Below are 25,961 nucleotides of genomic sequence, written 5' to 3' on the forward strand. Positions count from 1 at the left end.
GTTTTGTACAATGACCAAGCTTGATAACATGAGTCTAAACGCACTTCACTTCACAAGAAAAGTAAGCTCACACGATCACTATCCTGCCATCACGTACCTGGTAATTACCTGGCCCGGCGTCTTCTTTCACCAGCCATTTTTGTTTACCTATCTGAATTTCCACGCCTTCATGGATTTTCTTGATGACCTTGACGCCGGCTTGCTCTATCAATTCCAGTTCAGACTCCAGCACATCAATTTCTGCTTCCAGTGCCTGCAATTCGGATAGCAGATGCAGGCGCTTGGCATCGACCTTTTCACCCACACCACCGGCAGCCTTTTGCGGGTTCTTGCTGAAAAAAACCTGTAACTTCAAGACTTGATCAAGCTCTGCCTCCTTGCGGCCTATCTGGTTTTCCTTGCCGTTGATCTCTTCTTCCAAGTAGGGATCAAAGCCAACCTGTATCTGTGTTCTTGAGCCATTGGAAGCCCCCAACGACGCTGCAGCCACCAGCAACGATGCCTGCGCCCTGCCACCAAGAATATTACCTACGCCAGAACCAGGCTTACCAACGATAATTTCCTTTCTGGCGATCAGATCGCATTGGCGGGCACTTTGCTCCAGCTGTATAGCCTGCCCTGCTTCGATATGGGAATGTTCGGCAAACAGTGCCTGCACCGTTCCCCCGCATTTGATCCGCGAGGTAATGCCGCTCATGCTTTGGGTTCCAGGTTTTTTCTCTGCCAGACCGATAATGCCACCCTTCACTGCCACATTGCCACCGGCAACAATTTCGGCGGCCTCTATCATGCCATTGACGATCACATCACCCGTGACATTCAGGCTCATGCCAGCCTTGATATCTCCGTCAACATGGATAGTACCTTCGAAGCAGATATTGCCTGTACCCAGATCAACGTCAGGCACCTGCAACACGGGATTGACGATCACGCCGTCAGACACGATCATGGGTTGGCCGCTATTCGTCGCCAGCAACAAATCCGGGTCGGTGGCTGCTGGCGCAGCTCCTTGCAGGTGAGGCCCAAATTGCATCTCTGGCAGAGGCTTGGCCAATACCACCTGGCCCAGGATGTTCATGCCGAACTTGCCTTGTACTGGTGGAATGCGACGCATCAATTCATCACCCGCATGCACTATCAGAATATGGCCCAGCTCACGAAACTTGATGACCGCCAGTTCATCCCTCTGAGCTTTCGCATTTTTATGTTCACCAAACAAAGGTTCCAGTCGGCCTTCTGTGCCATTGCGTACTGGCTCACCATGGGCAATCAGCAGATTGTCACACACGCCTGCAGCTAACGCAGCGTCCAGTTCGGCATGCAAAATGCCATGAATAATGCCCTGCTCACGCAAGGCATCGTTAACTGCTTTACCGATGGGTTTGCCGCCTTGGGCGGGAATCAGCGTCAGCCAGGCAGATAATAAATCATCGGACAAACGCAATGAAAATTCTGCATCCCTGCAGGCACCGATGTCCAGCCTGACTGGATCCTGGGTTTCGCTACACAATTTGATGAAAGCTGACAGGGCGGACTGTTCCCTGTAGAAAGTAGCATATTTACTGGCGTTCAGTGCTTCTTCAAGCTCAGCAAGATTGGGGGTGTCCCTGTCTTCCTGTGGCGTATAGAGGGCGCACAGCGCCCCTGTGGACTCATCCACAAAAAATGATAATGTTGCCGAATTAGAAAGCGATTCGTCCAAGATGCTTCCTTAAATTTAAATTCCGACCTCATATGCGATGCACATTATTACATCACAAACGCGTAATCTACGGCAACATTTCTGAAATTAGCGTCATCTTGATTGAATTTGGCTGAAAAAGCCTGTTGCGTCAAAAAACCGGCAAGTAAACGCGGGGAGCAGGAGAGCGAGAGGATGAAATATGCGGCTGACATGTGGTCGCCAAGATGCAGCTGTGCACTTGCAGTTCGGCGCATAGAAATTGCAGGCGATTCCCTATTTGAAATCGCTTTTGCTATTGCACAAATACTGCCTGCATAGAAACAGGCAGTGTGACATTATGGACATTTCAAGGCATCCAGAGCGACCTTATGTTCACTTTCGCCCCTCTGGTGAGAGCGCCACTTATTTCGCATAGATTCCGCAACTGATTGAGACATCGCCAAATTTTTCAAAATAGGTAGCCTTTAGTTCTATTTGTTTGGTAACGGGGTTCGGCCATTTGTACTCGACCCAGCCTTTGGACTTGGTCTTGAGTATCTCCATGCGCTCCCGCATAAAATATTTCCCGTCCATGTCCTTCAAATCGATGAGATTCTTACCGACCAGTTTAGGGTTGGCGCCGTGAGCAAGGTTCTTCGACTCCATATCGAAAATAGTGATGTACAGGTCGCGATCGACGAATTGGCTATTTTTACTATTGACTTCAGCAATCGTTTTTTCCAATCCATTGACTTTCATGTAAGCAGCAACTTTCCGCACCATCGCTACTGCTTCGTCGGCACTGCCATGCTCGGCAGCGAAACTTGTCACCGAAAGACCCAGAAAGACAAAGGACAAGATAGTTCGAAATATTTTACTCATAATTTTTCCTTTCAGATTGAACCAGGACCGGCATCGCCGTAGATCGTGATCAATGTCAGCGCTTGTAAAACGCCTGCGACCGAACCCAATAGTACCAGAGCGAGTAATGATTTTTTCATATGAATACCATCTCTAAATTTTGGTTATTTGTTTTTTGCATTTTCTTGAAGCGCATGATCAAATTTACCAAGCCACCTGCATAATTTGCCAGCGTGGAATCAAACCGGGACGACAAACCGGAACAACCGCGCAGGCGTCTGGTGCAGCACAGCACGCCGGTCCGCCACAGATGGCAGCAACTGTTCCATCAACTTTTTCTGCATACCGTAGTCCACCGTTTTTTCAAACAGTGTATGCGGCCAGTCGCTGCCCCACAATAGCCGGTCCAGACCAAAGTGCTCGCGCAGCAAGGGCATCGCCGCCAGTGCCGTCGCCTCGCCGCGACCATTTCCGCCGTTACGATATGCGCCCGACAGCTTGACCCACACACGCCGCGAACTGCCCAGCGACAGCAGATAGCGGAAGCCAGGATCGTCGATACCCTCCGTGGCACCGGGTCGACCGAAATGATCGACCACCACATTGACACCCGCCGCCAGCAATGGCTCCAGCACTGGCTTCAATTCCAGCGCAGTCTGATGCACTTCAACCTGCCAGTCGCGCTGCTTGATCTGTTGCAGCAAAGCGCGCCACGCCGGGCTGGCAAAGTCTGGTGTCGGCAAGCCGATCAGGTTCAATCGTATGCCGACCACACCGGCCTGTTGCATCTGGTCCAACTGCTCTACCGCCACGCCGGGTGCCACCACTGCAATACCGCGCAGCCGGTCTGGATGGGCGCGCAACACATTCAGCAGGTAGCTGTTATCCAATCCGAGAAAACTGGGCTGGACGATCACGCCATGCGTCATCGCATTGGCATCCAGCACAGCCAGATACGCTTCCGGTGTTGCATCGTAGCCCGCCGGTGCGCGGCGCGGATCTGGCATTGGCAAACTGTGCAGGAACACATGGGCGTGACAATCGATAGCAATCATGGAGTCGGGTCTTTGTATGGTCGCGCAGGCCGTCAACGGAGCCATTGCTATAGCCGAGCGCATCAGGGTTAAATTAAAATCGCGTCTGGTCATCATCATGCTTCCCCAGACTGTACGGCGTTAAGAGAGCGTTCAGGCTGCTCCACAGCACCGTCTAGCCGCTTGCCCATAGTCTCGGGCAGCATCAGCACGGTCAGCACCACCACACCATAAGCGATGGCAGCGTCAATGCCGATCGCTTCGCCCAAGGGCATAGACTGACTCATGTAGCCAACCAGTACCGGGAAGCCGGCTGAAGCGATACGCCCGAAGTTATAGCAGAAACCAACACCCGCGCCACGCATTGAAGCCGGATACAATTCATTGAACAACGCGCCCAGGCTGGCCGGAATGCCGGCAGCAAAAAAGCCCAGCGGAAATCCAAGGAAGAGCATCGCCATATTGCTCAGCGGCAGCAACAAATAAATCAGCACCGTGACAGTCGAACAGATGGCGAACAATGCGACATTGCGACGGCGCCCTATCCGGTCCAGCAACTGTGCGCTGGCGATACAGCCTAGCCAGAATGCCACGATGATCACTGCCAGATAGCCACCAGTGCTGAGCACTGACAAATGCCGTTCTGTCTTCAGATAAGTCGGCAGCCATGTCATCAGCGCGTAATAGCCACCATGAGCACCCATACCCAGCAGGCTGCCGATGATCGTGGTCTTCAGCAGCGCTGGCGAAAATATGCCGATCAGTGGCACCTTATCTTCAGCCTGTCTGGAGACTGTCGCCACCTTAACCGGCTCGGTAATCGAGCGCCGCACATACACCACCAGCAGTGCTGGCAACAGGCCGAGCATGAACATCACACGCCACGCCATATCTGGCGTCAGCCAGGAAAACAGCACCGTGTACAGGATCACCGCAGCACCCCAGCCAACGGCCCAGGCACTCTGCACCGTACCCATCGCTTTGCCGCGATGCTCGCTGCGGACCGTTTCCGCCATCAAAACCGCACCGGCCGCCCATTCGCCACCAAAGCCGAAGCCTTGCAGCGCCTTCAGGAAGATCAGTTGCGGGAAGGTTTGTGCGAAGGAACACAGAAAGGTGAATACCGAAAACCACAGGATGGTCAGTTGCAGCGTACGCACCCGTCCCAGGCGGTCGGAAATGGCACCGGCGATCCAGCCACCCAGCGCCGAGGCGACCAGCGTAGCGGCGCTAATCATGCCAGCCTGAGTTTTGTCGAGGCCAAACGCTGCGATCAGCGCCGGGATGGCGAGCGTGAACATTTGCACATCCAGCGCATCCAGACCCCATCCACTGAAACAGGCCCAAAAGGTCCTGCGCTCCAGCGGCGATACTTGCCGATACCAGTTAAACATGCTTGTCTCCTTGAGTTTTCACTTGTGTTAGCCTTCGAGGCTTCTTTTAATTCATCTAAACATATATATGTTTAGATGAATAGTAGTACCCAATCAGCGCTGTGTCAACCATGCGTATGGACTGGCGTGCGATATACGGATAAAGTGCTGGACATCCAGTTATCCGGCCATACAGATCAAATGAAGAAACCTACCCTACCCGCCCAAGACGACAGGCTGCCGCTATACCAGCGGCTGCGCGACGATATCCTGGCCAGGATCACCGGCGGAGAGTGGCAAACGAACGCGGCAATTCCAACCGAAATCGAACTGACCAAGCACTATGGCGTCGCCATCGGCACTTTGCGCAAAGCAATCGACACACTGGTCGCTGATGGCATACTGGAGCGCAGCCAGGGGCGTGGCACCTTCATCCGCCGCCCCAGCTTCAACGCCTCGCTGTTCCGCTTCTTTCGCCATCAGGTGCACGAGGGTCAGCGCCTGGTACCGCAAGGCCGCATCCTGAAACGTACGCTGGGCAGCCCTCCAGCCACCGTAGCAGAGGCATTGAACCTGTCCAAAAAGGCGCAGGCGATCCGCCTTGACCGGGTGCGGCTCATCGATGATAAGCCGATATTGCTGGAGGAGATTTGGTTGCCCTACCCGCAGTTTGGCGCGCTGATGAAAATCGATGTCGCCGACTTCCCCGACCTGCTCTACCCTTTTTATGAAGAGCACTGCGGCAAAGTGATCGCGTCAGCCGAAGAAACGTTGACGGTCGATTCGGCCACGCAATCCGATGCCAGGGAGTTGCCGGTACTGGACGGACAGCCGGTGGTAGTCATCGAGCGCCTTGCCCTGGGCTATGACCGGGTGCCGCTGGAATGGCGGCGCTCACGCGGCCCGGCAGAAGGCTTCCGTTATAAAGTCGAAATACGCTAACCAGATCATATTGGCGCTCATGGTATTTGAAATCGCTTGTGATATTGCGAAAATACTGCCTGTATAGAAACAGGCAGTGTCACCTTAAAGCCGCTGCAAGGCATCCAGCAGCGGCACGCAAGCATCAGCCACCCGGTTCAGGCTGTGTTCACGCAAGGCGGCCAGATCAACCTTATGCTCACTTTCCAGTCCTGCCCAGGCCAGCAAGGCGGCGCAGGCTTCGGGGTGGTCGAACAGGCCATGCAGGTAAGTACCCAGGATCAAGTCATCCGGTGAGCGTGCGCCTTCGTCTTCGTCATTGATCTTGAAAACCGGCTGCGTGTCATTGCTGGCATAGGTGATGCCCATGTGAATTTCATAGCCACTGACTTGCGCTGCACTCTCATTGAATACGCATACGCCAGTCACCTGTTGCAGACGTTTTTCTTGCGTCAGTTCAGTGGTGATGTCGAGCAGGCCCAAGCCATCAGAATCACCGGCCTGCCCTTCGACACCATGCGGGTCGCTGATAACCTGGCCCAGCATTTGATAACCGCCACAAATACCGATGACTTTGCCACCGTAGCGCAGGTGCTTTTCCAACACGGGTTGCCAACCCTGCGCCTGTAAAAATTCCAGGTCGGCGCGCGTGTTTTTACTGCCGGGCAGGATGATCAGGTCAGCAGGCGGAATCGCCCTGTCGGGGCCGATAAACTGCAGATCGACATCAGGGTGGGCGCGCAGTGCATCAAAGTCTGTGTGATTCGATATACGCGGTATAGCGGGCACAATGATGCGGAACTTGCCAGCATTGCCCTGGCTGGACTGTATCGCATCCTCCGCATCGAGTTGCAGGCCGTGCAGGTATGGCAGTACGGCCAGCACAGGCTTGCCTGTCTTTTTTTCCAGCCATTCAAGCCCGGGTTCCAGCAGGCGAATGTCACCACGAAAGCGGTTGATGACAAAACCGACGATGCGTTTTTGTTCGGACGCTGACAGGCAATCCAACGTGCCGACAAAATGGGCAAACACGCCACCACGGTCTATGTCTGCCACCAGGATGACGGGGCAATCGACGGCTTCAGCAAAGCCCATATTGGCAATGTCGCGGTCACGCAAATTCACCTCAGCGGGGCTGCCCGCGCCTTCAACGATAATCGCTTCATATTGCTGTTGCAGGCGGCCATAAGATTCCAGCACCGCGCCCATGGCAACGGTTTTGTATTGATGATAATCACGCGCATCCATATCCGCCCTGACCTTGCCATGAATGATGACCTGGGCACCTGTATCGGAAGAAGGTTTTAGCAAGACTGGATTCATGTCGGTATGCGCAGGCAACCCGGCTGCCACTGCCTGCAAGGCCTGGGCACGACCGATCTCGCCGCCGTCTATAGTAACTGCGCTATTCAGTGCCATGTTTTGTGGCTTCATGGGGACAACGCGTACACCCTGGCGATACAACAACCGGCACAGGGCCGCAACGACCGTGCTTTTTCCTGCGTCGGAAGTCGTGCCCTGTACCATCAGCGTGGAAATTTTCATGATAACCGTCTTCTTATTTATGCTTTCTGCTCTGCCTGCCATTCGGCAATCAATATATGCAACTGCACCAGCCCATGCTGTATAGCAGACGGCCCTGGCGACAGGATATCAGCCGATTTTATTTCCAGCACTCTGCCGTTTCTGACTGCAGGAATATGATCCCAACCATCACGGGCCACCACACTGTCGGGCCGGAATTTCTTGCCACACCAGGAACCGATGATGATATCCGGCGCACGCCTGACGACTTCAGCAGGATCGGCAATGATACGCTGTTTGGCGCTGTGAAAAACCGCCAGATCGGCAAAGGCATCTTCACCGCCCGCTATCTGTATCAATTCAGATACCCAGCCTATGCCTGACATCAGGGGTTCATTCCATTCTTCAAAATAAACCTTGGGCCGGCGTGTCCAATTTGCAGCCTGCTGTTTGACAACATCTATCTGGGCTTGCAGTTCAGCAATCAAGATGCTGCCCTGCTCTTGCTTGCCAACCAGATTCGCCAGTACCTTGATCATGTGCAAAATACCTGCAACATCGCGTTGATTGAAGGCATGTACTTCTATCCCGGCGCTGATCAGTTCACGCGATATCTCGGACTGCATATTCGAATAGGCAACCACCAGGTCTGGCTTAACAGCCAGAATGCGGTCTATCTGTGCCGATGAGAACCCGCTAACCTTGGGCTTTTCATCACGGGCACGGGCTGGTCTGGTGGTGTAACCAGAGATACCGGCGACACAGTCTTCTGCCCCGAGGGCATACAAGACTTCCACCGCTTCGGTGGACAGGCAGGCAATGCGTTGATACATACTGGATGAATTCATTTTTTTCCTTGTGGCGGTGCCACGGTTTTATCGCGTTTTTGCCTGGCTGACTCCAGTGCCTGACAAATCAGTTTCGCGCCTTCAATAATGCGCGGGCCGGACCGGTTAACCAGGTCGCCTTCTATGGACACCAGATTATTGTTTTTTGTTGCAAGCAAGGTCGGAAAAGTTTTCCATTGTTCAACGCCGCTCACGGCCTGGGTTTTGCTGTCACCGGTGATGATGACTTCAGGGTTTTCCTGCAAGACGGATTCGGTACCGACGATGGGTGCAGTAGTGGGTAATTTGCCAAAAATATTTTCACCGCCGCAAGTACGAATTGCATCACTGACGATGTGGCTGTCATTCAATGTGTAAAGCGGCTTGCCCCATACCTGATAGAAAGTCTTCACCTTGCTTTTATTCTGGTACTGATTACTTAGCTGTTGCACCTGCTGCCTGAATTCTGCCGCCGCTGCCTGAGCCTGTTTTTCTGTGCCGAACAGGCTGCCGAATTTGATCAGGGTTTCCGGCACGTTGTCCAGTTTATGCGGCTCGCTAAAAAAATAAGGAATACCTGAACTGTGCAATGTCTCCAACTGCCGCTCATACGCACCATGCATCCACACGATGAGCAAATCCGGCTTCATCGCCAGTATGCGTTCAAGATCGAGCTGACGATTGTCACCCAGGCGAGGAATATTTTTTGCCTGCGCCGGGTAATCACTATATTTGACAGTGCCGACAATACGATCACCCGCTCCCGCCGCATAAATCAATTCCGTCACATGTGGCGACAGGCTGATAATCCGCTGAGCAGGCTTCGCCAGCGTCACCTGATTGCCCATGTCATCCGTCACAGTAATAGCCGCCTGCGCATGAACCGAGGCCATCATAATGACTACAAAACTCAAAAGCCTGAACATATCACTCCAATACGCGACGATAAAAACGAAGTCCCTCTTTACACTTCCTCTGTGCTTACTCTGTGTCTCCACGTCTCTGTGGTGAGTGGTTTTGAATTTTCAACCATTCATCCAAAGCGACCTCCAACCGCAACCACCCCGCTTCACTCCCCGGCAAACCAAAGCGCAGACCATGTGGCCTGTGTGGCCCTTGCGCAAACCAGCGCAGCCATATGCCACGTTCCGCCATGAATTGCCACAACTGCTCTGATTTACCATCCAGCTCATAATGACTGCACCACTGGAACAAATCCGTACCCGACGTACGCATGCCATGCGCTTTCAAAAGCTGCCGCAGGCGTTCGCCCTCCTGTTGCAAGAGCCGCGCTGTCTGCGCCTGCCAGGTATGATCATTCAAAGCAGCAATAGCGATTTGCTGAGCCGGGCCACTCACGCTCCAGGGGCCAAGATAATTCGCCAATTGCTGCAGCAGATTTCTCTCAGCCGCGACAAAGCCCAGGCGTATACCTGCCAAGCCAAAGAACTTACCGACTGAACGCAGGACTATCAAACCAGGTTGCTCTGTTTGTGCCGCCACACTGATGTCGGGCACGGTATCAACAAAGGCTTCATCCACCACCAGCCAGCCGCCACGTTCTGCCAGTTGCGCAGCCCAAAGTAACAATTGGGCGGGTGGAATGAATTCACCAGTAGGGTTATTCGGATTACACAGTACCAGCACGTCTGCCTGTTCGACAACAGCATCCAGTGCAGCATAAGCACATTCTGTGACCACATGCCCGGCTTGTCGCCATTGATACGCATGTTCGGCATAACTGGGGGCTGACACGACAACGCGTGCAGCCGGACGCAAACGTGGCAGCGCCTGTATCACGGCCTGCGAGCCAGCCACCGCCAGCATGCGTGGAGCGGCATAATAAGATTGCGCCGCCCGCACCAGTGCATCAGAATATTCAGGCAAGCGATGCCAGGCATTCGCTGCCAATAACGGTGCAGGATAAAAATGCGGATTAATGCCAGTGGACAGGTCCAGCCAGTCTTCCAGCGGGCGACCAAAATGCCGCACGGCATCGCGTAAATTGCCGCCATGTTCAAGCATGGATGACTCCGCCTAAAAATAGTGCTGCCATCAAGGCAATTTCACACCATAGTGCAGCACCACCTTTGACCAGCTGCAAGGCCCGCAAAATATCTGCTGCTTTAGCTGCATCACCTTCACCTAGCGGTGGCCTGATTTCTGCCACGCCATCATAGCTGGCGCTGCCACCCAGTGCCAACCCAAGCGCACCAGCACCGGCAGCCATCACTGGCCCCGAATTCGGGCTGGGCCAGCCAGGTGCCTGACGCTGCCAGCATTGCCATGCCAGACGGGTCTTGCCCAACACGGCATAGGTACATGCTGTCAAACGCGCTGGTATCCAGTTCATGACATCATCAATGCGTGCAGCAACGCAGCCAAAGCGCAGGAAGCGTGCAGAGCGATATCCCCACATGGCATCCAGGGTATTCACCAGCCGATACAACACTGCGCCTGCACCACCCAGCAAGATGAACCAGAACAAGGTGGCAAAGACGGCGTCGCAGCCATTTTCCAGTACGGACTCAACACTGGCTTTAGCCAGGTAAGCTTCATCTGCATCTGCAGTATCACGACTGACGATATAGGAAGTGCACTTCCTTGCTTCAACCAAATCACCAGCCTGCAAGGCAGTGGCGATGGCTTTGTTATGTTCATGCAGGCTGCGCAAACCCAGGCAAAAATACAGCAAACCAATATGTAGTGCCGGGGCCAGCCACAAGCTGAAGCGCTGGGCAAGTACCAGTACCAACAGACTGAATGCGACTAACGGCAAGACTGCCAGACACCAGGCCAAAGCCCCAGTCCAGCGGGTAGCTGTGGGTTTGTTCAACTGCCGCTCTATGACGTTTGCGAGATTGCCAAAACCCACCAGCGGATGAAACTTCTTCACCTCGCCCAGGCCCACATCCAGCAAGATGCCCAGCAGCAGGCATAGCACCATGACCAGGCCATCTTGCATCAGCATGGCTGACCTTTAAAATACATTGGCAAACCGGCAGCAACCCAGACCACATTATCTGCAATGGCTGCCACCGCCTGGTTCAAGCGCCCTGCCTCATCCACAAACCAGCGCGAAACGGCTCCCATGGGGACGATGCCCATGCCGACTTCATTCGATACCAGGATGATCTGCCCCGGTGCCTGCCCCAATGCGTCCAGCAAGGCCTGGCGCTGCAGGGCAAATTGCGGCGGTGATGTGATGTTGCCTATATCGGGAAAATCTGTCGCTTCAGAAAACAAGAGGTTCGACAGCCAGACCGTCAGGCAATCAACGAGAATGATATTGTCTGCGCGACTATGCGTCATGATGGTCGCACCCAGTTCCAGGCTTTGTTCCAGCGTACTCCAACGTGCAGGGCGACGTGCACGGTGATGGGCGATACGCTGCTGCATTTCAGCATCGCCTGCTTTGGCGGTTGCCAGGTACAGCACCTCTTGCTGATCATTGCTGAGTCTGGTCGCCAGTTGTTCAGCAAAGGCACTCTTGCCCGAACGCGCACCACCAAAGATCAGGCTGGTACGATGCACGGGTTTCATGCCGTATCTCTCAAAAATAGCGAAGCTGTTGCCGCCGGGTTGGAAGCGAAGTAGGCGTGAAAATACGAAGCACGCACATTGCCAGCCAGGTAAATAGCTTCCCCCTGCTGCTGGGTAGAATGCTTGATGGTATGGCTATTGGCCGTCAACGTGGTTTCAAAACGCGAGTAATGAAAAGTATGCCCGCGTAATTCTCCTTGCGCAGTAGCCCAGGCTTGTGCACCCAGCGCTGCCAGCCTTTGTTGCATGATGACTTTGCCCGGCAATAAGCCTGCCATGGGCCAGCTTTGGCCCTGCTGATCTACCAGACCTTCGGTAATCACCATCATGCCACCGCACTCAGCCAATATCGGCATGCCTTGCGCATGGGCAGCATGCAATGATGCCAGCCAATTATTGGCTTGCGTCAGCGTCTTTGCATGCAGCTCAGGGTAACCACCAGGCAAATACAGGGCATCAGCTTGTGCAGGTATCGCCTCATCGGCCAAAGGCGAAAAGAAAACCAGATTGGCATCGAGCCCAATCAGGCATTCAAGGTTGGCCGGATAGATAAATGCAAATGCTGCATCGCGCGCAATGGCAATGGTCTTGCCCGCCAGGTTGGCGGTGGGTTGTGATACATGCTGCGCCACGTGCTCATTCAATTCAAAACTGGTGTCTGGCAAGGCATCCCAGGCTTGCATATCCAGTTCCAGGCTGTTTGCCATGGCGTCGAGTATGGCTTCGATCCGACCTACTTCTTGCGGTAAGACCAGGCCCAGATGACGTTCGGGCAAAGCTTCTTCCTGACGGCGCAGGCTGCCCAGCAAGGGAATATCGCGCATGGCTGCGGCAACCATTTGGGCATGACCTTCAGAGGCGATGCGGTTGGCGATGACGCCAGCCAGGTGCACCGGTCCAAAATCACGCAAGCCCATGGCCAGTGCACCGACAGTCTGCGCCATCGCAGAGGCGTCCAGCACCGCCACGACAGGCACACCGAATGCACGCGCCAGATCAGCCGACGATGGGTTGCCGTCATACAGGCCCATCACACCTTCGATGAGTATAACGTCTGCATCCAACGCTGCACGTGCCAGCATACGTTCGGAATCAGCCTTACCTACCATCCACAAATCCAGCGAATGCACGGCTGAACCACAAGCACGTTCCAGCATCATGGGGTCAATAAAGTCTGGCCCGGTTTTAAATACCCGCACCCTTTTGCCCATGTTCACCAGCTTGCGTGCCAGCGCTGCTGTGGTGGTAGTCTTGCCCTGACCTGAGGCGATGGCCGATATCAGGACAATCTTGGCGCTGGGCCTTACCATTCCACACCTGCCTGCGCTACGATACCTTCCTTGAAGGCATGCTTGATGACCTGCATTTCCGTGACCGTATCGGCAATCGCAATTATCTCTGGCAAGGCACCGCGTCCAGTGACGGCAACGTGCTGCATTTCTGGCCTGCCATCCAGGTCATCTATCACCATTTGCAAATCCAGGTAATGGCATTTGAGGGCGATGTTGAGTTCATCCAGCACCACCAGACCTATCGTTGGATCAGTCAGAAAACGTTTTGCCTGCTCCCACGCTGCTGCAGCTTTTTCCATGTCGCGTTCGCGGTTCTGGGTGACCCAGGTATAGCCTTCCCCCATGGCGTGGAATTCCACTTCATCCGGAAAACGGCGCAAGAAGATTTCTTCACCCGTCGACATCGCTCCCTTGATGAACTGTACGACACCAACCTTCATGCCGTGCCCCATGGCGCGCATGACCATGCCAAAGGCGCTGGAACTTTTACCCTTGCCATTGCCGGTATGCACCAGCAAGACACCCGTCTTGCGTTGAGCCTGCTCTATCTTTTCGTCCATCAGCGCTTTTTTGCGCTGCATGCGGCGTTCATGACGGGTGTTGATATTGTCCGTCGCGGTGTCTGGCTTGGGCGATGTTTCAATGTTCAATGTATCACTGCTCATAAGTTTCTCAGTTTTGCGGGATAAATAAGGTTTGTTCACCATGGGTGAAGCGTTCGATTGGGTGCCCCAGACAGATGCTGAGTTGGGATGCATTGAATATTTGATCTGCAGGCCCGGCTTGCCAGCTACCATCCCCCATCAGCAACAGTGCGTGGGTAGCAATGCGGTAGGCCATGTTAAGGTCATGACTGACCATGATGACAGCCTTGTTTTGCTGTGCATCTGCTTTGCTGCACAAGCGGGCAAACAATTGCATGACGCTGACCTGGTGTCCGAGGTCAAGTGCATTCGCAGGTTCATCCAATAACATCCATTTCGCATCCTGAGCCAGCAAGGCGGCGATGGCGACGCGTTGTCTTTCACCACCAGACAGGCTGCGCACGTCACGCTCTGCCAGGTCGGCGACATCCATCTCGCGCAGGGCTGACATGGCAAGATCCATGTCGTCGCTATTTTCCCAGTAATGCGCATCCTGGTAAGGATGACGGGCACTGAGTACAGTATCCAGCGCAGAATAACCAAAGGCATCCACCCTGCCCTGCGGCAGGAAAGAACGCTCACGCGCCAGTCCGGTCAATGACCAGTCTTGCAGCAGCTTGTCGCGCAGGCTGACCTGACCGCTTTCTATGGGGCGTAAGCCAGCCAGGGTACGTAGCAAGGTGCTTTTACCGGCACCATTGCGACCGATGATGCACCAGCATTCACCCGGCTGTATGTGCCAGTTCAGTTCACGCACCAATACGCGCTTGCCTACGGATAAATTCAGGGCGCGGATGTCCATCAGCGCCTCCGCAGTTGATGCAGTTGCAGTAAAAATACGGGGACACCTACCAGCGCGGTAATAACACCGACCGGCAATTGCTGAGGTGCTACCACGGTGCGGGCGACGGTATCTGCCAATACCAGGAAGCAACCACCAGCCAAAGTAGCGGCAGGCACCAGCAAGCGATGATCAGGGCCCCAGGCAAAGCGGCAAATGTGGGGCATGATAAGGCCGACAAAACCTATGCTACCGGCATTGCTGACCGCGCTGGCCGTCAATAAGGCAGAAAATAAAAACAGTAGCTGACGCAGACGGCCAATGTTGACACCCAGGGTACTGGCATTGTCGGCATGCATGGCAGCAACATTGATGGAGCGCGCATTGCCCATGGCAAACAACAAGATAGCACCGAGTATCAACCAGGGTAAATAACGTGCCTGGGTATTCGACAAATCACCTATCATCCAGAACACCATGCCACGCAAGCGGCTGTCTGGCGCAATTGACAGCATGAGAGTGATGATGGCACCACAACCAGCAGCGACGATGACACCGGTCAACAATAAAATCGGTGCACTGCCATCGGTGCTACCGGCCCCACGCAGATCACGGTATGCCAAAGCAAACAGCAATAGTGCAACAGCAATCGCGCCGGCAAAGGCAGCTACATCCACCAGCCAGAAAGCACCGAAAAACAGTATGGTTGCCAGTGCACCGACAGATGCCCCACCAGATATGCCCAACACGTAGGGATCAGCCAAAGGATTGCGCAATAACGCCTGTAACATCACACCAGCCAGCGCCAGCGTGGCACCGGTAACAAAGCCGGTCAGGGCACGTCCCAGGCGCAGTTCCAGCAAGCTCCCAGGTAAAGTCGCAGGCTTACCATGCAGCAGTTCAAGCAGCGCTTGCCACAACTCAGTAAAACTCAGGGATACCGAGCCGCATACACACGCGAATAGCACACTGCCTATGGCTGCCAACAATAAAATTGGCAGGACCAGCCCGGCACGTTGCGCTACCACCGCTTTACGCGACTGACTGCGCTGTCGTGCAGAAAAAAAAGACATCATTATCGGCCTGGTCCATAGATAAAACAGGTTGCGATGTACAGCACCGTGCAAAACATCCCGGCCTGCACATCAGTCAATCAGCTTGAAATATGATGAGGTGTTTGCAGCTCATCATTTCTCTCGCAAGCTTATTTGAAGCCGTAGTTCACACCTACAAATACATTTGAACCTGCTGTTGCATAATTTTTTGCCAGTTCATAGTCCTTGTTCAGAGCATTATTCCAGCGTGCAATTACGGTCGTATTTTTTGCCACGTCGTAAGTCGCATACAGGTTCAACAACTGATAGGAACCCAATATTTTCTTATTGGCGACATCATCATAACGGTCACCAGAGAAAATAGTTTCCACGCCGACTTTGGCATTCTGCAAGGCATATTCCGCAGCCACTGTGCCATGCTGTTTTGCCCGGCGCGCCAGACGCAGGCCCGTCGTATCATCTTTAGGGTCCTGGATGTCAATGGAACCGCGCAATGTCAAATCGGCGAAACGGGTGGTACCGCCCACAGTCAGGCCGGACAGGGTCGCCTTGTTGACATTGTAAGCACAACCATATGGATGGGTGGAGTTTTCTATGGGACAGACATTGGTGCTGACCAGCAAATCAGTTGCCTTGTTTTGGTAATACACAGCACTTAACTGGGTATCACCCTGTTCGAAATACAAGCCGATTTCTGCATTTTTTGCTTTTTCTGGCTTGTTGCTGGCAACGCCATAACCTGGGTAATACAGTTCATTGAAAGTCGGTGCACGGAAGCTGGTACCGTAGCTGGCATTGACACGTAGTGCATCAGTGAAACGGTAACCATACGCCACGCTTCCGGTTGTATTGGAACCATATTGCGAGCTACGATCATTGCGTATGCTGGCGCTGGCCAGATGCGCATCCCGCTTGAGTACATAAGATGCCGCATACGAATCCGTGGTACGTTTGCCGTTGAGTGCAGTTGTGGTCGTGTCAACATTTTCATCACGCGTTTCTGCGATCAGTTGCAACACATCCTTGCCGATGCGGATATTGTTCAAGAAAGTCAGGCTGTCCTGGCGGGTATCAATCTGGCTCTTGCCATAAGATGCATCGGTATAACCCTTGTCTGCCGCTTTGGCATATTGCAGGGAAGCAGACCAGTAATCAGTGAACTGGCCACGGCCAAAGACGGCGATGGTTTCCAGTGTCTGGACATTGCGATCGTCCTGGGTTGGACCTGCATCAAACTGCGCATTGTTGCGACTATGCAAAACGCTGGCACCCAGTTCATAGCCTTTGCTGATTTCCCATATCAGGCGACCATTGAAGCTATCCATCTTGTAGCCATCTTTATCCGGGTTATAGGTGAAAGCACCTGCACCCGGCTTGCTGGCAGAAAAACCTTCACTCTCTTCGTGTCCGGCATTCATGCTGAGACTGAGATTGCTGGCAACAGAACCAGTAAAGCCCGCCTGCAATTTGCGTGTGCCATAGCTGCCCACACCAGCAGATACGGTAGGCGTGATGACGCCTGTACCCTTTTTAGTGAATATCTGTATCACGCCACCCATGGCATCTGCGCCATACAAGCTGGATAAGGGACCATATACAACTTCAATATGATCAACCTGTGACAAAGGGATACTGGACCAGGTTGCTCCGCCAGTCGTGGATGAACCAATACGCACGCCATCAATCAATACCACGTTCTGTGCGTTATTGCCGCCACGGATAAAAACTGAAGATGTCGTGCCAGGCCCACCGTTACGCGTAATTTCTATGCCGCGCTGTTGCTGTAACAGATCAACGATGGAAGATGCGCCAGATTTGGCAATGTCTTCCGCAGTGATGACAACATTGTCAGCCAGCACATCCTTGGCAGCTTGCTCTTGACGGCCAGCGGTAATGACCACACTGGAAGCAACGCCAACGGCGGCAGTTTGTGCAAAGACGGAAGAAGACGGAAATGCAGCGGCCAAGGCCAGGCTGAGGGCGAGCGGTTTGAATACAGATGTCATGATTTTCAGAAAAATAAAACATGCCGCCGACGTCCCCGCAGGCTGCAATGGAAAAAGCAATAGGGACAATCGGTATCGTCAGCGCCTGTGGCCTGATAAAGAAGCGGATGCAGTTTTCTGCATCTGATTTTCACGAAATTTCCCCGTCCGTATTACTTCACTTATTCTGGCCGGTATCCGGGCTGACAAATATCACCATCTGACCTTCCCATGCACATAGCACAGTGGTATTGGAAAATGGCTGGCTACAAATCTGAACTTCAAGAAACAACAATTCAGTTTTTGCAGCGACTTGTACACCGTTGCGGGGGCAGCACACGCATGCCTGACTTATCCAAGCTTCGTGTTTCCCGTTTAACCGCAGATATGAGCATATCCGCGAGCACCAAAACCCCGCCATTCTATAGACAGATGGGGGTAGCTGCAAGCTCAGGTGGCGTAAAAACTGAGGCAGATCAGTTTATTGACTTATTGAAAATAAAGCGGATTTACAGCAGATTTGCTTTATCAAAAGCCCAATGTCAGGTCAGATGTGCTGTTTTAGAGATCCAGGCAACCACAAGTTGCGCGTGCAATTCAGACATATCCGATAGCAACATGCCAACATTGTAACTATCACCACTAAGAATAGCGTGCCTGACTGTGCCTTTGCAACTGACCTTGTAAATCTCGGCCTCTTGAACAATACCTGGGATTTCTATCATCATCGGATAACTGCGCTGGGGAATCAGGTTTTCGGGCGACTGCAAGAGCACACCCTCTGCCGATATATTAACCACTTTTGCGAGAATTAATCTGCCATCCGGCAATTTGACGCCAGAGCGCCAGGCGACGGTGACACGGGGAGATTTTCTGAGTTCTATCATGCGATGGCCGTGCGCTGACGGCTTTACTGTCATTCTTGCGTAAATACTATCTGCATTATTTATGAAATACCAGTATTTCCTTGATCTCACCAAAAGCCAGGCTAAGATTTTGCTTACAAACAAGTTGCGCCAATTCATCTGCACTGATGCCATCCTGCCAAGCGATCAACATACGCATGATGCCTGCATGCGCAACCACCAGCGCTTCTGGCAACTGCATTTGACGCAGATCGTCCAGCCAGCTGACGACCCGTTGCGCCACATCAAGAGCCGACTCGCCACCGCCTGGACGATATGTCGTCGGTGCAAATGCCCACGCATCAATATCAGTCCTTGGAATGGCATCCCAGGCACATAGTTCCCATGCACCAAAATGCATTTCCATCAAACGCGGGTCAAGCTGTGGCCGGTCGTGCAGCGTATGTGCCAGCAAGGCACAACGCTGTAATGGACTGGAAAATACGGGGATACCGACAGGTAATTTCTGGCGCATGAATGCCGCCAGCCTCTCATAATCGTTGACCAGGACAGGCACATCGGCCTGCCCATAACACAGACCATCAGCAATCTGTGGCTTGGTATGGCGCAGCAAATGCAGACGCATGCTCAATGCACCTGAAAAGCCAGCAAACCCAGATAGATGGCGACTTCTGCCACCTGTTGCGTGGCACCCAGGCAATCGCCGGTAAAACCACTGATACGGCACTGAAACATGTGCGCCATGCGCCAGGTCGACAAAAATATCAAAGCAAGTACGGCGAGCAATGAATTGATCTGAAATGGAAAGCAATACAGCAGTGCGGCAACTGGCAGCAATACCGTCAGGCAGGCAATCAGAAATTCACCAAAACGCATTTCCTGGGCCAAGGGCTTGGCCTTGCCTTCATGACGTGCATACTTCATCAGCCATATCAGGCTGCATGAGGCCAGGCGCGACAAGGGGTGGGCCAACAGCAAGGCTGGTACCACCATCAATGCGGGCAAGCTGATCAGCAAGGTCAGCTTCAGCGCCAGCATCAACAGAATGCCGATAGCACCGTAAGCACCGACGCGGGAATCCTTCATGATTTCCAACACGCGTTCTGGTGTCATACCGCCGCCAAAGCCGTCACAGACATCGGCAAAACCATCTTCATGGAAAGCACCAGTCAACAAGATACCGGCAATGGTGGACAACAGCACTGCTACCGCATGCGGCCATAACTCAGCCGCACCAGCATACACGCCAGCGCACACCGCACCAACCACCCAGCCCGTTGCCGGAAAATAGCGTGAAGACTGGCGCAGCCAGTCCGCTTCAAAGCCTACCCATGCAGGAATGGGAATGCGGGTAAAAAACTGCAGAGCTATAAAGAATAAGCGTAGTTGATGCAAGCCAGCTCCTGCAATAAAGATTTGTTTAGTCGCTGCTTTTTTCGCTCACCTGGGCTGACGCAAAAGTCGCCATCTGGTTCAGGAAATTGACCGCAGCCTGCAACATCGGGTACACCAGTGCCGCCCCTGTACCCTCGCCCAGGCGCAAATCCAGTTGCAGCACAGGTTTGACCTTTAATGCCTGTAGCATGCGCGCATGACCGCTTTCATCTGACTGGTGCGAAAACACGCAATAATCGAGTATGGCAGGCTGCATCCTGGCCGCTACCAGCAAGGCACTGGAAACGATAAAGCCATCGATCAGCAAAACCATGTGACGCTCTGCCGCCGCCAGCATGGCACCGACCATGGTGGCAATTTCAAAACCGCCAAACGTGGCCAGCACGTCTGCCGGCTGATTCACATCAGCATGCAATGCCACTGCCGCTTCAATCACAACCTGCTTATGATGTATGCCTTCGGTCGACAAGCCTGTACCTGCTCCTACACAATCGACTACCGGGATGCCGGTCAACTTGTGCATAAGGGCAGCCGCTGCCGTAGTGTTACCTATACCCATTTCGCCAAAACCCAGCACATTGCCAGACAAACTGGCCACCAGTTCAGCGCCATTTTGCATGGCTGCCCGACACTGTGCCTCTGTCATTGCAGGCTCTTTGGCAAAATTGCGTGTGCCCGCTGCCACCTTCATGCTCAACAGCTTTTCACGCGGACCAAAATCATGGTTTACACCGGCATCCACTACATGCAAGGCGATACCATTTTGCCGCGCAAAGACATTAATTGCAGCACCATTCGCCAGAAAATTTTCCACCATCTGCCAGGTTACATCCTGCGGAAAAGCAGAAATACCTTCAGCCACCACACCATGATCACCGGCAAATACAATGATGGCCGGATCACGCAATTGTGGTTGGCTGGTTTGCTGTATCAGCCCTATCTGTGCTGCCAGTAGCTCCAGACGGCCCAGACTTCCAAGAGGTTTAGTCTTGTTATTGATGGCCGCAGCCAGTTCAGTTTCCAGCGCCGGATTAGCAGTTGCAATAATATTTGTGTTCATCACGTAGACAATCAATAGTAAAAACGGTCCATCAAAATGACTGCCCAGGTTGCAACCGCAATCAGGAAAGTCAACAATACGGCAGCACTACCAAAATCTTTGGCATTTTTGGATAGGGTATGACGCTCCAGCGAGACGCGATCCACCACCGCTTCTATCGCCGAATTAATCAGCTCCACCACCAGTATCAACATCAGTACCGCGATCATCATCAGTTTTTCAAAAGCAGACACTGGCAAGAACAGGGCGATGACAACACCGATGATGACCAGTACCAGTTCCTGACGGAAAGCATGCTCGTTTTTCCAAGCAGAACGAAATCCATCTATGGAATAAAAGAAAGCCGAAAATATCCGGCGCAGACCACTCTTGCTTTTGAATTCACTGACAGCTGGTTCTTTTTCAGACATTTCTATTCCTTAAACCTTATTCCCGGCACAGCAGACGAATACTGTCCCGCCCGAGCTTCGCTCAGGTGCCGAATTTTACAGGACTATGTGTAATGGAGAAGAGGATTTGCTTGATACAAATTAAATTATTGCAAGCAAATCTGTTTGGACGTTGGCATTTTGCCGATGAAGCAGTGACGTCAATTTCACATTGTGGTATAACGTGTATATTGCAGCGCACCAACCATAATATGAAAAACGACTCCACAAATGCAGAAAAAACCTCTATTCAGGTCATAGAGCGCATGGTATCCCTGCTGGATGCCCTGTCGCGCTATCAGGATCCGGTTAGTCTGAAGGAGTTGGCCATAGTAACAGGCTTGCATCCTTCGACTGCGCATCGCATCCTCAATGACATGGTCATTACCCGCTTTGTTGACCGTGCCGACACGGGTTCCTACCGCCTGGGCATGCGGTTGCTGGAATTGGGCAATATCGTCAAAAGCCGCCTGAACGTGCGCGAAGCGGCGCTGGAATTCATGCGCGCCCTGCACCGTCAAACTAACCAGACAATCAACCTGTCTGTTCGCCAGGGCGATGAAATTGTATATATAGACCGGGCATTTTCCGAACGTTCGGGCATGCAGGTGGTACGCGCCATCGGTGGCCGCGCCCCACTGCACCTGACATCTACCGGCAAGCTATTTTTGTCACTGGACGAACCCAAGGCTATCCGCGCCTACGCCACCCGCACCGGGCTGGCAGGCCACAATAAAAATTCGATTACCGATCTTGCCAAACTTGAAAAAGAACTGGCAGCAGTACGTGAAACCGGCTACGCCAGAGACAATGAAGAACTGGAACTCGGTGTGCGCTGCATGGCAGCCGGTATTCATGACGATAGTGGCAAGATGATCGCAGGGCTGTCCATTTCCGCCCCTGCCGATCGCCTGCAGGAAGAATGGCTGAGCAACCTGACCGATACCGCCAAGCAGATTTCGTTGACCCTGGGGTATACCGGTCCGGCGTAGAACTAAAGGCAAACCAAACTGCAAGAGCAGGCATAAAAAAACCGGTACATGCCATCTGTGCCGGTTTTTTTACGTCATTTTCAATTATTTATAAGCACCGCAACCGACAAAATAATCATCCACTTTTTCAAAATAACTGGACTTGGTTTCCAGGGCTTTGGTGACCGGGTTAGGCCATTGGTAATCTATCCAGCCATCGTTTTTGGTTTTGAGAGCCGTGATCATGTCCCTGATAATGGGCTTGCCTTCTACCTTCAGGTCCAGCAAATTCTTGCCTATCATTTTAGGATTATTACCATGTGACAAATTGATACCATTCATATCATAGACAAACAGGTATAAGTCACGGTCATGAAAATCTTTGTTGGATGCATCGTTAAAATCAGCAAAAGCCTTGTCACGCCCGTTTTTCTTGATGTAGGCAATACCCTTCTTAACCATGGCCTGCGCCTGCGCCGTGGACCCACGGTCCTCCCTCGCTGATGCGGGTGCAGACATAACAAATCCCATCATTGCAATAAAAATCAGCTTGCTCATCCATTTCATAACATTTCTCCTTCGGTTTGAGCTGGCTCACCTGTCCAGCACATGGTTATTGTTTCTTTCAGGATTCAATATTTCATGGCACATGGAACTTAGTCCAGCACAAGTCGCTGTGCAGTGCAATAACTGTGGTGGGATGGCACACGCCACCTTGCTTGAACAGCGCTGGATTTATTTGACAATCAGTTGATTCATGACACCCTGAACATCATCCAGGCCACGTACCAGTTTTTCCAACTCACTGGCTTGCCCGGCGGTACGGACACAGCCCTTGAGCCAGACAAAGCGACGCTGCCCTTCCACCCAAATGCTGGTATCGGCAAAACGTCCATCGGCTTCTATAGCGCGTTTGACTCTTGGAATAATTTCCTTGTCGTACAGATAGGCATTGGGCAGGCGGCACTGACCAGACTGGTAGCAACTGGTACCACGCTCGATACGACCATGCGCTTCGGCCCTGGCCTGTGCCTCTGTCAGCAAGGGGCCTTCAGGAACTGGACATTCGCTGATCGCCTGGGTCACATTGAGAAAGGGGTCATTAAAATAATTGCTCCTGGCTTCATCACCAAGCGCGCAAATCGGCAATGACACGGACGCCATAAAGGCCAGTAACCGAAAACTCATACTGCCAGGCATACGCAAGAACATGGAATATCTCCCGCAAGATCAATATCAGTTTCGTATGATAAGCAATTTACACAGGCTTTTGCAGCTTGAAACCAAGCCTGGACCAGTATCGCTTACCCATGATTGGGCAACGCATGCAATTCAAAGCAGCGGTTGTTAAGGGGTATTTCTGAAGATCATACAATGATTCAGACAATAATATCCGTCACTGCAATCTGCCCTGCACCTATCAGCTTGACGATAACGTCATTGGTTTCCACGCTGTTGGCAACCTTGCTCGTGTGTTCGTAGAAATAGGTACCCGCTGCCTGACCACTGGCAACCGTAATCAGAAATGTTTGGCCCGGAGTGGCGGTCAGAGCGTTGCCAGCTGCCGCAGCGCCGCTGGCGATCTTTGCCGCCAAACCGGCAACGTCAGAAGAAGCGATGCTCAACTTGTCCAGGGACGTTGCCTGCACACCAGTTTTAAATTTATCTGCACCTGTGACATTGAAATTACTGATCACATTACCGCCGGTCAGGAAATAATACACGGAGGCATATTTGATATCCAGTATGTCGCTGCTGCCGCCTGTCGAAGCCAGCTTCACCGTTGCGGCAGAGCCAAAAGATAAATCAAGCTTAAATGAACCTGTTTTTCCTTCAGGCTCAACGATCTGTATTTGTTTTGAGTAGCTTGATAGAGACAGCTTGGCATCTGTCGAATTCACATTCACCAACATGACAGCATTTTGATTGAAGGTATTGGCATAAAAAGTACCAGTACCATTCAGGTTGACGGTGACTGATGCACCGCCCCGAAGTTCCTGATAGCGCGCATCGTTGGTGCCTGTCGCCGTCATGGTCAGCGAGCCAGTGGCACTATCGTTGACGATGTAATTGTAAGCACTGGAAACACCCATACCAGAGATAGAATAAGCACCCGATCCGGATAAATACAGCATGCCCGACATGCCGCTGACATCCACCTTGGTCGCGGCGCCACTATTGATATAGTGTTCTTTGTCGCTATTGTCTTTGACGCTCAATGAGCCATAGTTACTAAAAAAATTTATATTGGAGGCGACGCTATCTTCAATGATCGTGTTAGACGTGCCTTCCAGCGTCAGGGTGCCAGATAATTGATTTCTGAATCTGACCTCTTGCGTAGTGCCCGAGTTAATGCCGAAAGTAATTTTATTGTATGCACCCTTGTCAGTGGTAATCGAAATCGACTTTGACGGCGTGAAGTACAGTTCGTTATTTCTGTGCAAAGTGAGGCCGGTGAAGTTAGCCATAAGGTTGCTGTTCAGGCCAAAAGTGCCGCTATCAAGAACTTCCAGTACATGCTCGTTATAAATGGTGTTGCTGAAACTAAACTTGGCATCTGTCAGATTGTCCAGACTGGTTTTGATGGTGGAACTGGCAAATTCCGATGTCTGTGTCACACTCTGACCAGTCGAGCCAAGGGTCACGCTAGATGTGCCGCTAACATTGTTGAGGTTGACGTTTTGTCGCGTCAGATTGCCCAGAACTATCGTATCGCCACCGTCTGCCTTGTTGGCATTAATGGTGGTAAAGCTGTTCATGAAATTGGCACCGGCATTGCTGGTATTCGCACCGGCCTGCAAATTCAGAGTTTGTACGCCAGTGACCGTGCTTGTCGTATGCGGCACGGGAGAAAAATACGTATTCACATTCAAGGCCACTGCGCCACCATTGCCTGTGAGTTTGGTATTGGCTACCAGCAGGCTGGCATCATCAGCACTGAAAATAAAATTGCCGCTCCTGCCTGGATTGACCTGCCCTGGCGCGACAACAAGCATACTGCTGTTGACAGACGTATCCGGCAAGCCAGCGAGCATTTTAGCGGTGATAAAACCCAGGCCATCGAGTGCCGCTTTTTGTGTGCTGCCATCAACCACCGTGGCCAGCCATGATTTGGCCAGGCCCTGGGCTACCCCAGCCTGGCTATAGACAGACGCGGCAGCCTGGTTGGCTGACAGATTCGAAGTAAAGCTGGCGCTTGCCGCATTTTTTGCACGTACTGCTTCCAGGTCTGGCCCGGTTGCACCACTCAAAATCGCAATGGCCGCTGCCCCTACGCCTACCTGTCCGGTTTTGATCTGGTTGCTCCAGTAGCTCAATCCTGCGGCATCGGCCTTGTGGTTGAACAGGTTGGAATATAGTGCATTAATGGTTTGTTCTACCGTAAAACCGGCAAAGGCACTGGCATATTCTTTTTGTTCAGAAAAGCTTTGCGCAATCTGGACCAGGCTCATGGTCGATGACTTCCAGTAAGCCAAACCATCTTTGTCTGCGGGGCGATTAAAATATGCGATGTAGAGATTCTGGATATCGGCTTCGTAAGCCATAAGATCAACCTTGCTGCTGTAGGGGTAAATGCGGCATGCTCATGCAAAAAGAGCCAGCATCATCCCAAAAATTGCAACAAATGTAAACTTTGGCTTAACACCAATTAATGCTGGTAAACATCCCATTTCCTGACAATCTCGCCATCGTGCAGCATCAGCACCGCATCCAGTTCAAATGTACTGCCAGACAACT

Annotated in this window: 26 protein-coding genes and 1 riboswitch; of the genes, 2 read left to right on the top strand and 24 right to left on the bottom strand. The window is 52.5% G+C overall.

Going from position 1 to position 25,961, the window contains the following annotated elements; translation table 11 throughout:
- Window positions 1-67 precede the first annotated feature (67 nt).
- The 5 genes from AC1RVX_RS06290 to AC1RVX_RS06310 all read right to left on the bottom strand — a co-directional run bounded on the left by AC1RVX_RS06290 (window position 68) and on the right by AC1RVX_RS06310 (window position 4,952).
- Window positions 68-1,660, bottom strand: coding sequence for a flagellar assembly protein A (locus tag AC1RVX_RS06290; RefSeq protein WP_493215727.1), 1,593 nt, complete (start codon window positions 1,658-1,660; stop codon window positions 68-70).
- A gap of 89 nt (window positions 1,661-1,749) precedes the next feature.
- Window positions 1,750-1,896, bottom strand: coding sequence for a hypothetical protein (locus AC1RVX_RS06295; protein ID WP_493215728.1), 147 nt, complete (start codon window positions 1,894-1,896; stop codon window positions 1,750-1,752).
- 190 nt (window positions 1,897-2,086) lie between these two features.
- Window positions 2,087-2,545, bottom strand: a complete 459-nt coding sequence (locus AC1RVX_RS06300) for a cache domain-containing protein (RefSeq protein WP_493215729.1) — start codon at window positions 2,543-2,545, stop codon at window positions 2,087-2,089.
- 218 nt (window positions 2,546-2,763) lie between these two features.
- Window positions 2,764-3,675, bottom strand: coding sequence for an amidohydrolase family protein (locus AC1RVX_RS06305; protein WP_493216222.1), 912 nt, complete (start codon window positions 3,673-3,675; stop codon window positions 2,764-2,766).
- Window positions 3,675-4,952: an MFS transporter gene (locus AC1RVX_RS06310; protein WP_493215730.1), complete on the bottom strand. Its 1,278-nt coding sequence runs from the start codon at window positions 4,950-4,952 to the stop codon at window positions 3,675-3,677. The genes AC1RVX_RS06305 and AC1RVX_RS06310 overlap by 1 nt, the downstream gene beginning before the upstream one ends.
- A 180-nt stretch (window positions 4,953-5,132) precedes the next feature.
- On the opposite strand from AC1RVX_RS06310, the gene AC1RVX_RS06315 reads away from it, so the two are divergent.
- On the top strand, window positions 5,133-5,873 hold the full coding sequence (locus AC1RVX_RS06315) for a GntR family transcriptional regulator (protein ID WP_493216223.1): 741 nt from the start codon (window positions 5,133-5,135) through the stop codon (window positions 5,871-5,873).
- A gap of 84 nt (window positions 5,874-5,957) precedes the next feature.
- Here the strand turns inward: AC1RVX_RS06315 and AC1RVX_RS06320 are convergent, their stop codons facing one another.
- From AC1RVX_RS06320 to AC1RVX_RS06395, 16 genes are all read right to left on the bottom strand, one after another.
- Complete coding sequence (locus AC1RVX_RS06320; RefSeq protein WP_493216224.1) at window positions 5,958-7,379, bottom strand: cobyric acid synthase; 1,422 nt, start codon at window positions 7,377-7,379, stop codon at window positions 5,958-5,960.
- Between the two features lie 35 nt (window positions 7,380-7,414).
- Window positions 7,415-8,224 (bottom strand): ABC transporter substrate-binding protein, encoded by an 810-nt coding sequence (locus AC1RVX_RS06325; protein ID WP_493215731.1) that lies wholly within the window; start codon window positions 8,222-8,224, stop codon window positions 7,415-7,417.
- Entirely contained in the window at window positions 8,221-9,099 is an 879-nt protein-coding gene (locus AC1RVX_RS06330; protein WP_493215732.1) for a cobalamin-binding protein, read from the bottom strand. The genes AC1RVX_RS06325 and AC1RVX_RS06330 overlap by 4 nt, the downstream gene beginning before the upstream one ends.
- 85 nt (window positions 9,100-9,184) lie before the next feature.
- Window positions 9,185-10,228 (bottom strand): threonine-phosphate decarboxylase CobD, encoded by a 1,044-nt coding sequence (gene cobD, locus AC1RVX_RS06335; RefSeq protein WP_493215733.1) that lies wholly within the window; start codon window positions 10,226-10,228, stop codon window positions 9,185-9,187.
- On the bottom strand, window positions 10,221-11,174 hold the full coding sequence (cbiB, locus tag AC1RVX_RS06340) for an adenosylcobinamide-phosphate synthase CbiB (RefSeq protein ID WP_493215734.1): 954 nt from the start codon (window positions 11,172-11,174) through the stop codon (window positions 10,221-10,223). The genes cobD and cbiB overlap by 8 nt, the downstream gene beginning before the upstream one ends.
- Complete coding sequence (cobU, locus tag AC1RVX_RS06345) at window positions 11,168-11,746, bottom strand: bifunctional adenosylcobinamide kinase/adenosylcobinamide-phosphate guanylyltransferase (protein WP_493215735.1); 579 nt, start codon at window positions 11,744-11,746, stop codon at window positions 11,168-11,170. The genes cbiB and cobU overlap by 7 nt, the downstream gene beginning before the upstream one ends.
- A complete protein-coding gene (locus AC1RVX_RS06350) occupies window positions 11,743-13,056 on the bottom strand; it encodes a cobyrinic acid a,c-diamide synthase CobB (RefSeq protein WP_493215736.1) in 1,314 nt (437 codons plus the stop codon). Before AC1RVX_RS06350 ends, cobU begins: the two co-directional genes overlap by 4 nt.
- Entirely contained in the window at window positions 13,050-13,703 is a 654-nt protein-coding gene (gene cobO / locus AC1RVX_RS06355) for a cob(I)yrinic acid a,c-diamide adenosyltransferase (protein ID WP_493215737.1), read from the bottom strand. The genes AC1RVX_RS06350 and cobO overlap by 7 nt, the downstream gene beginning before the upstream one ends.
- Window positions 13,704-13,710: 7 nt before the next feature.
- Window positions 13,711-14,484 carry an ABC transporter ATP-binding protein gene (locus AC1RVX_RS06360; protein WP_493215738.1) on the bottom strand — a complete coding sequence of 258 codons (774 nt, stop codon included), beginning with the start codon at window positions 14,482-14,484 and terminating at the stop codon, window positions 13,711-13,713.
- The gene (locus AC1RVX_RS06365) at window positions 14,484-15,539 is read right to left on the bottom strand and encodes a FecCD family ABC transporter permease (RefSeq protein WP_493215739.1); all 1,056 of its coding nucleotides are present in this window, start codon (window positions 15,537-15,539) and stop codon (window positions 14,484-14,486) included. Before AC1RVX_RS06365 ends, AC1RVX_RS06360 begins: the two co-directional genes overlap by 1 nt.
- Before the next feature lie 128 nt (window positions 15,540-15,667).
- Window positions 15,668-17,524 (bottom strand): TonB-dependent receptor domain-containing protein, encoded by a 1,857-nt coding sequence (locus tag AC1RVX_RS06370; protein WP_493215740.1) that lies wholly within the window; start codon window positions 17,522-17,524, stop codon window positions 15,668-15,670.
- A gap of 151 nt (window positions 17,525-17,675) precedes the next feature.
- A riboswitch (cobalamin riboswitch) is annotated at window positions 17,676-17,929 on the bottom strand.
- 116 nt (window positions 17,930-18,045) lie between these two features.
- Window positions 18,046-18,390 carry a PilZ domain-containing protein gene (locus tag AC1RVX_RS06375; protein WP_493215741.1) on the bottom strand — a complete coding sequence of 115 codons (345 nt, stop codon included), beginning with the start codon at window positions 18,388-18,390 and terminating at the stop codon, window positions 18,046-18,048.
- A gap of 55 nt (window positions 18,391-18,445) precedes the next feature.
- Window positions 18,446-18,994: a histidine phosphatase family protein gene (locus AC1RVX_RS06380; RefSeq protein ID WP_493215742.1), complete on the bottom strand. Its 549-nt coding sequence runs from the start codon at window positions 18,992-18,994 to the stop codon at window positions 18,446-18,448.
- A 2-nt stretch (window positions 18,995-18,996) separates the two neighbouring features.
- Window positions 18,997-19,764 carry an adenosylcobinamide-GDP ribazoletransferase gene (locus AC1RVX_RS06385; protein WP_493215743.1) on the bottom strand — a complete coding sequence of 256 codons (768 nt, stop codon included), beginning with the start codon at window positions 19,762-19,764 and terminating at the stop codon, window positions 18,997-18,999.
- Between the two features lie 25 nt (window positions 19,765-19,789).
- Complete coding sequence (gene cobT, locus AC1RVX_RS06390) at window positions 19,790-20,824, bottom strand: nicotinate-nucleotide--dimethylbenzimidazole phosphoribosyltransferase (protein ID WP_493215744.1); 1,035 nt, start codon at window positions 20,822-20,824, stop codon at window positions 19,790-19,792.
- 11 nt (window positions 20,825-20,835) lie between these two features.
- Window positions 20,836-21,234, bottom strand: coding sequence for a diacylglycerol kinase (locus AC1RVX_RS06395; RefSeq protein WP_493215745.1), 399 nt, complete (start codon window positions 21,232-21,234; stop codon window positions 20,836-20,838).
- Between the two features lie 230 nt (window positions 21,235-21,464).
- Here AC1RVX_RS06395 and AC1RVX_RS06400 point away from each other — a divergent pair, with 230 nt between their 5' ends.
- Complete coding sequence (locus AC1RVX_RS06400) at window positions 21,465-22,244, top strand: IclR family transcriptional regulator (RefSeq protein ID WP_493215746.1); 780 nt, start codon at window positions 21,465-21,467, stop codon at window positions 22,242-22,244.
- 84 nt (window positions 22,245-22,328) lie between these two features.
- On the opposite strand, the gene AC1RVX_RS06405 is transcribed toward AC1RVX_RS06400, so the two are convergent.
- From AC1RVX_RS06405 to AC1RVX_RS06415, 3 genes are all read right to left on the bottom strand, one after another.
- On the bottom strand, window positions 22,329-22,790 hold the full coding sequence (locus AC1RVX_RS06405; protein ID WP_493215747.1) for a cache domain-containing protein: 462 nt from the start codon (window positions 22,788-22,790) through the stop codon (window positions 22,329-22,331).
- Between the two features lie 168 nt (window positions 22,791-22,958).
- Complete coding sequence (locus AC1RVX_RS06410; protein WP_493215748.1) at window positions 22,959-23,435, bottom strand: BON domain-containing protein; 477 nt, start codon at window positions 23,433-23,435, stop codon at window positions 22,959-22,961.
- Between the two features lie 167 nt (window positions 23,436-23,602).
- Window positions 23,603-25,768 (bottom strand): DUF4214 domain-containing protein, encoded by a 2,166-nt coding sequence (locus AC1RVX_RS06415; protein ID WP_493215749.1) that lies wholly within the window; start codon window positions 25,766-25,768, stop codon window positions 23,603-23,605.
- Window positions 25,769-25,961 lie beyond the last annotated feature (193 nt).

The organism is Undibacterium sp. GW821-FHT11B02, assembly GCF_058808955.1.

Excerpts from the sequence above, each read along its gene's own strand:
- AC1RVX_RS06295 (WP_493215728.1), bottom strand. The coding sequence starts at position 1,896 with ATGTCAGCCGCATATTTCATCCTCTCGCTCTCCTGCTCCCCGCGTTTA.
- AC1RVX_RS06300 (WP_493215729.1), bottom strand. The coding sequence starts at position 2,545 with ATGAGTAAAATATTTCGAACTATCTTGTCCTTTGTCTTTCTGGGTCTT.
- AC1RVX_RS06305 (WP_493216222.1), bottom strand. The coding sequence starts at position 3,675 with ATGATGACCAGACGCGATTTTAATTTAACCCTGATGCGCTCGGCTATA.
- AC1RVX_RS06310 (WP_493215730.1), bottom strand. The coding sequence starts at position 4,952 with ATGTTTAACTGGTATCGGCAAGTATCGCCGCTGGAGCGCAGGACCTTT.
- AC1RVX_RS06315 (WP_493216223.1), top strand. The coding sequence starts at position 5,133 with ATGAAGAAACCTACCCTACCCGCCCAAGACGACAGGCTGCCGCTATAC.
- AC1RVX_RS06320 (WP_493216224.1), bottom strand. The coding sequence starts at position 7,379 with ATGGTACAGGGCACGACTTCCGACGCAGGAAAAAGCACGGTCGTTGCG.
- AC1RVX_RS06325 (WP_493215731.1), bottom strand. The coding sequence starts at position 8,224 with ATGAATTCATCCAGTATGTATCAACGCATTGCCTGCCTGTCCACCGAA.
- AC1RVX_RS06330 (WP_493215732.1), bottom strand. The coding sequence starts at position 9,099 with ATGATGGCCTCGGTTCATGCGCAGGCGGCTATTACTGTGACGGATGAC.
- cobD (WP_493215733.1), bottom strand. The coding sequence starts at position 10,228 with ATGCTTGAACATGGCGGCAATTTACGCGATGCCGTGCGGCATTTTGGT.
- cbiB (WP_493215734.1), bottom strand. The coding sequence starts at position 11,174 with ATGCTGATGCAAGATGGCCTGGTCATGGTGCTATGCCTGCTGCTGGGC.
- cobU (WP_493215735.1), bottom strand. The coding sequence starts at position 11,746 with ATGAAACCCGTGCATCGTACCAGCCTGATCTTTGGTGGTGCGCGTTCG.
- AC1RVX_RS06350 (WP_493215736.1), bottom strand. The coding sequence starts at position 13,056 with ATGGTAAGGCCCAGCGCCAAGATTGTCCTGATATCGGCCATCGCCTCA.
- cobO (WP_493215737.1), bottom strand. The coding sequence starts at position 13,703 with ATGAGCAGTGATACATTGAACATTGAAACATCGCCCAAGCCAGACACC.
- AC1RVX_RS06360 (WP_493215738.1), bottom strand. The coding sequence starts at position 14,484 with ATGGACATCCGCGCCCTGAATTTATCCGTAGGCAAGCGCGTATTGGTG.
- AC1RVX_RS06365 (WP_493215739.1), bottom strand. The coding sequence starts at position 15,539 with ATGATGTCTTTTTTTTCTGCACGACAGCGCAGTCAGTCGCGTAAAGCG.
- AC1RVX_RS06370 (WP_493215740.1), bottom strand. The coding sequence starts at position 17,524 with ATGACATCTGTATTCAAACCGCTCGCCCTCAGCCTGGCCTTGGCCGCT.
- AC1RVX_RS06375 (WP_493215741.1), bottom strand. The coding sequence starts at position 18,390 with ATGATAGAACTCAGAAAATCTCCCCGTGTCACCGTCGCCTGGCGCTCT.
- AC1RVX_RS06380 (WP_493215742.1), bottom strand. The coding sequence starts at position 18,994 with ATGCGTCTGCATTTGCTGCGCCATACCAAGCCACAGATTGCTGATGGT.
- cobT (WP_493215744.1), bottom strand. The coding sequence starts at position 20,824 with ATGAACACAAATATTATTGCAACTGCTAATCCGGCGCTGGAAACTGAA.
- AC1RVX_RS06395 (WP_493215745.1), bottom strand. The coding sequence starts at position 21,234 with ATGTCTGAAAAAGAACCAGCTGTCAGTGAATTCAAAAGCAAGAGTGGT.
- AC1RVX_RS06400 (WP_493215746.1), top strand. The coding sequence starts at position 21,465 with ATGAAAAACGACTCCACAAATGCAGAAAAAACCTCTATTCAGGTCATA.
- AC1RVX_RS06405 (WP_493215747.1), bottom strand. The coding sequence starts at position 22,790 with ATGAAATGGATGAGCAAGCTGATTTTTATTGCAATGATGGGATTTGTT.
- AC1RVX_RS06410 (WP_493215748.1), bottom strand. The coding sequence starts at position 23,435 with ATGTTCTTGCGTATGCCTGGCAGTATGAGTTTTCGGTTACTGGCCTTT.
- AC1RVX_RS06415 (WP_493215749.1), bottom strand. The coding sequence starts at position 25,768 with ATGGCTTACGAAGCCGATATCCAGAATCTCTACATCGCATATTTTAAT.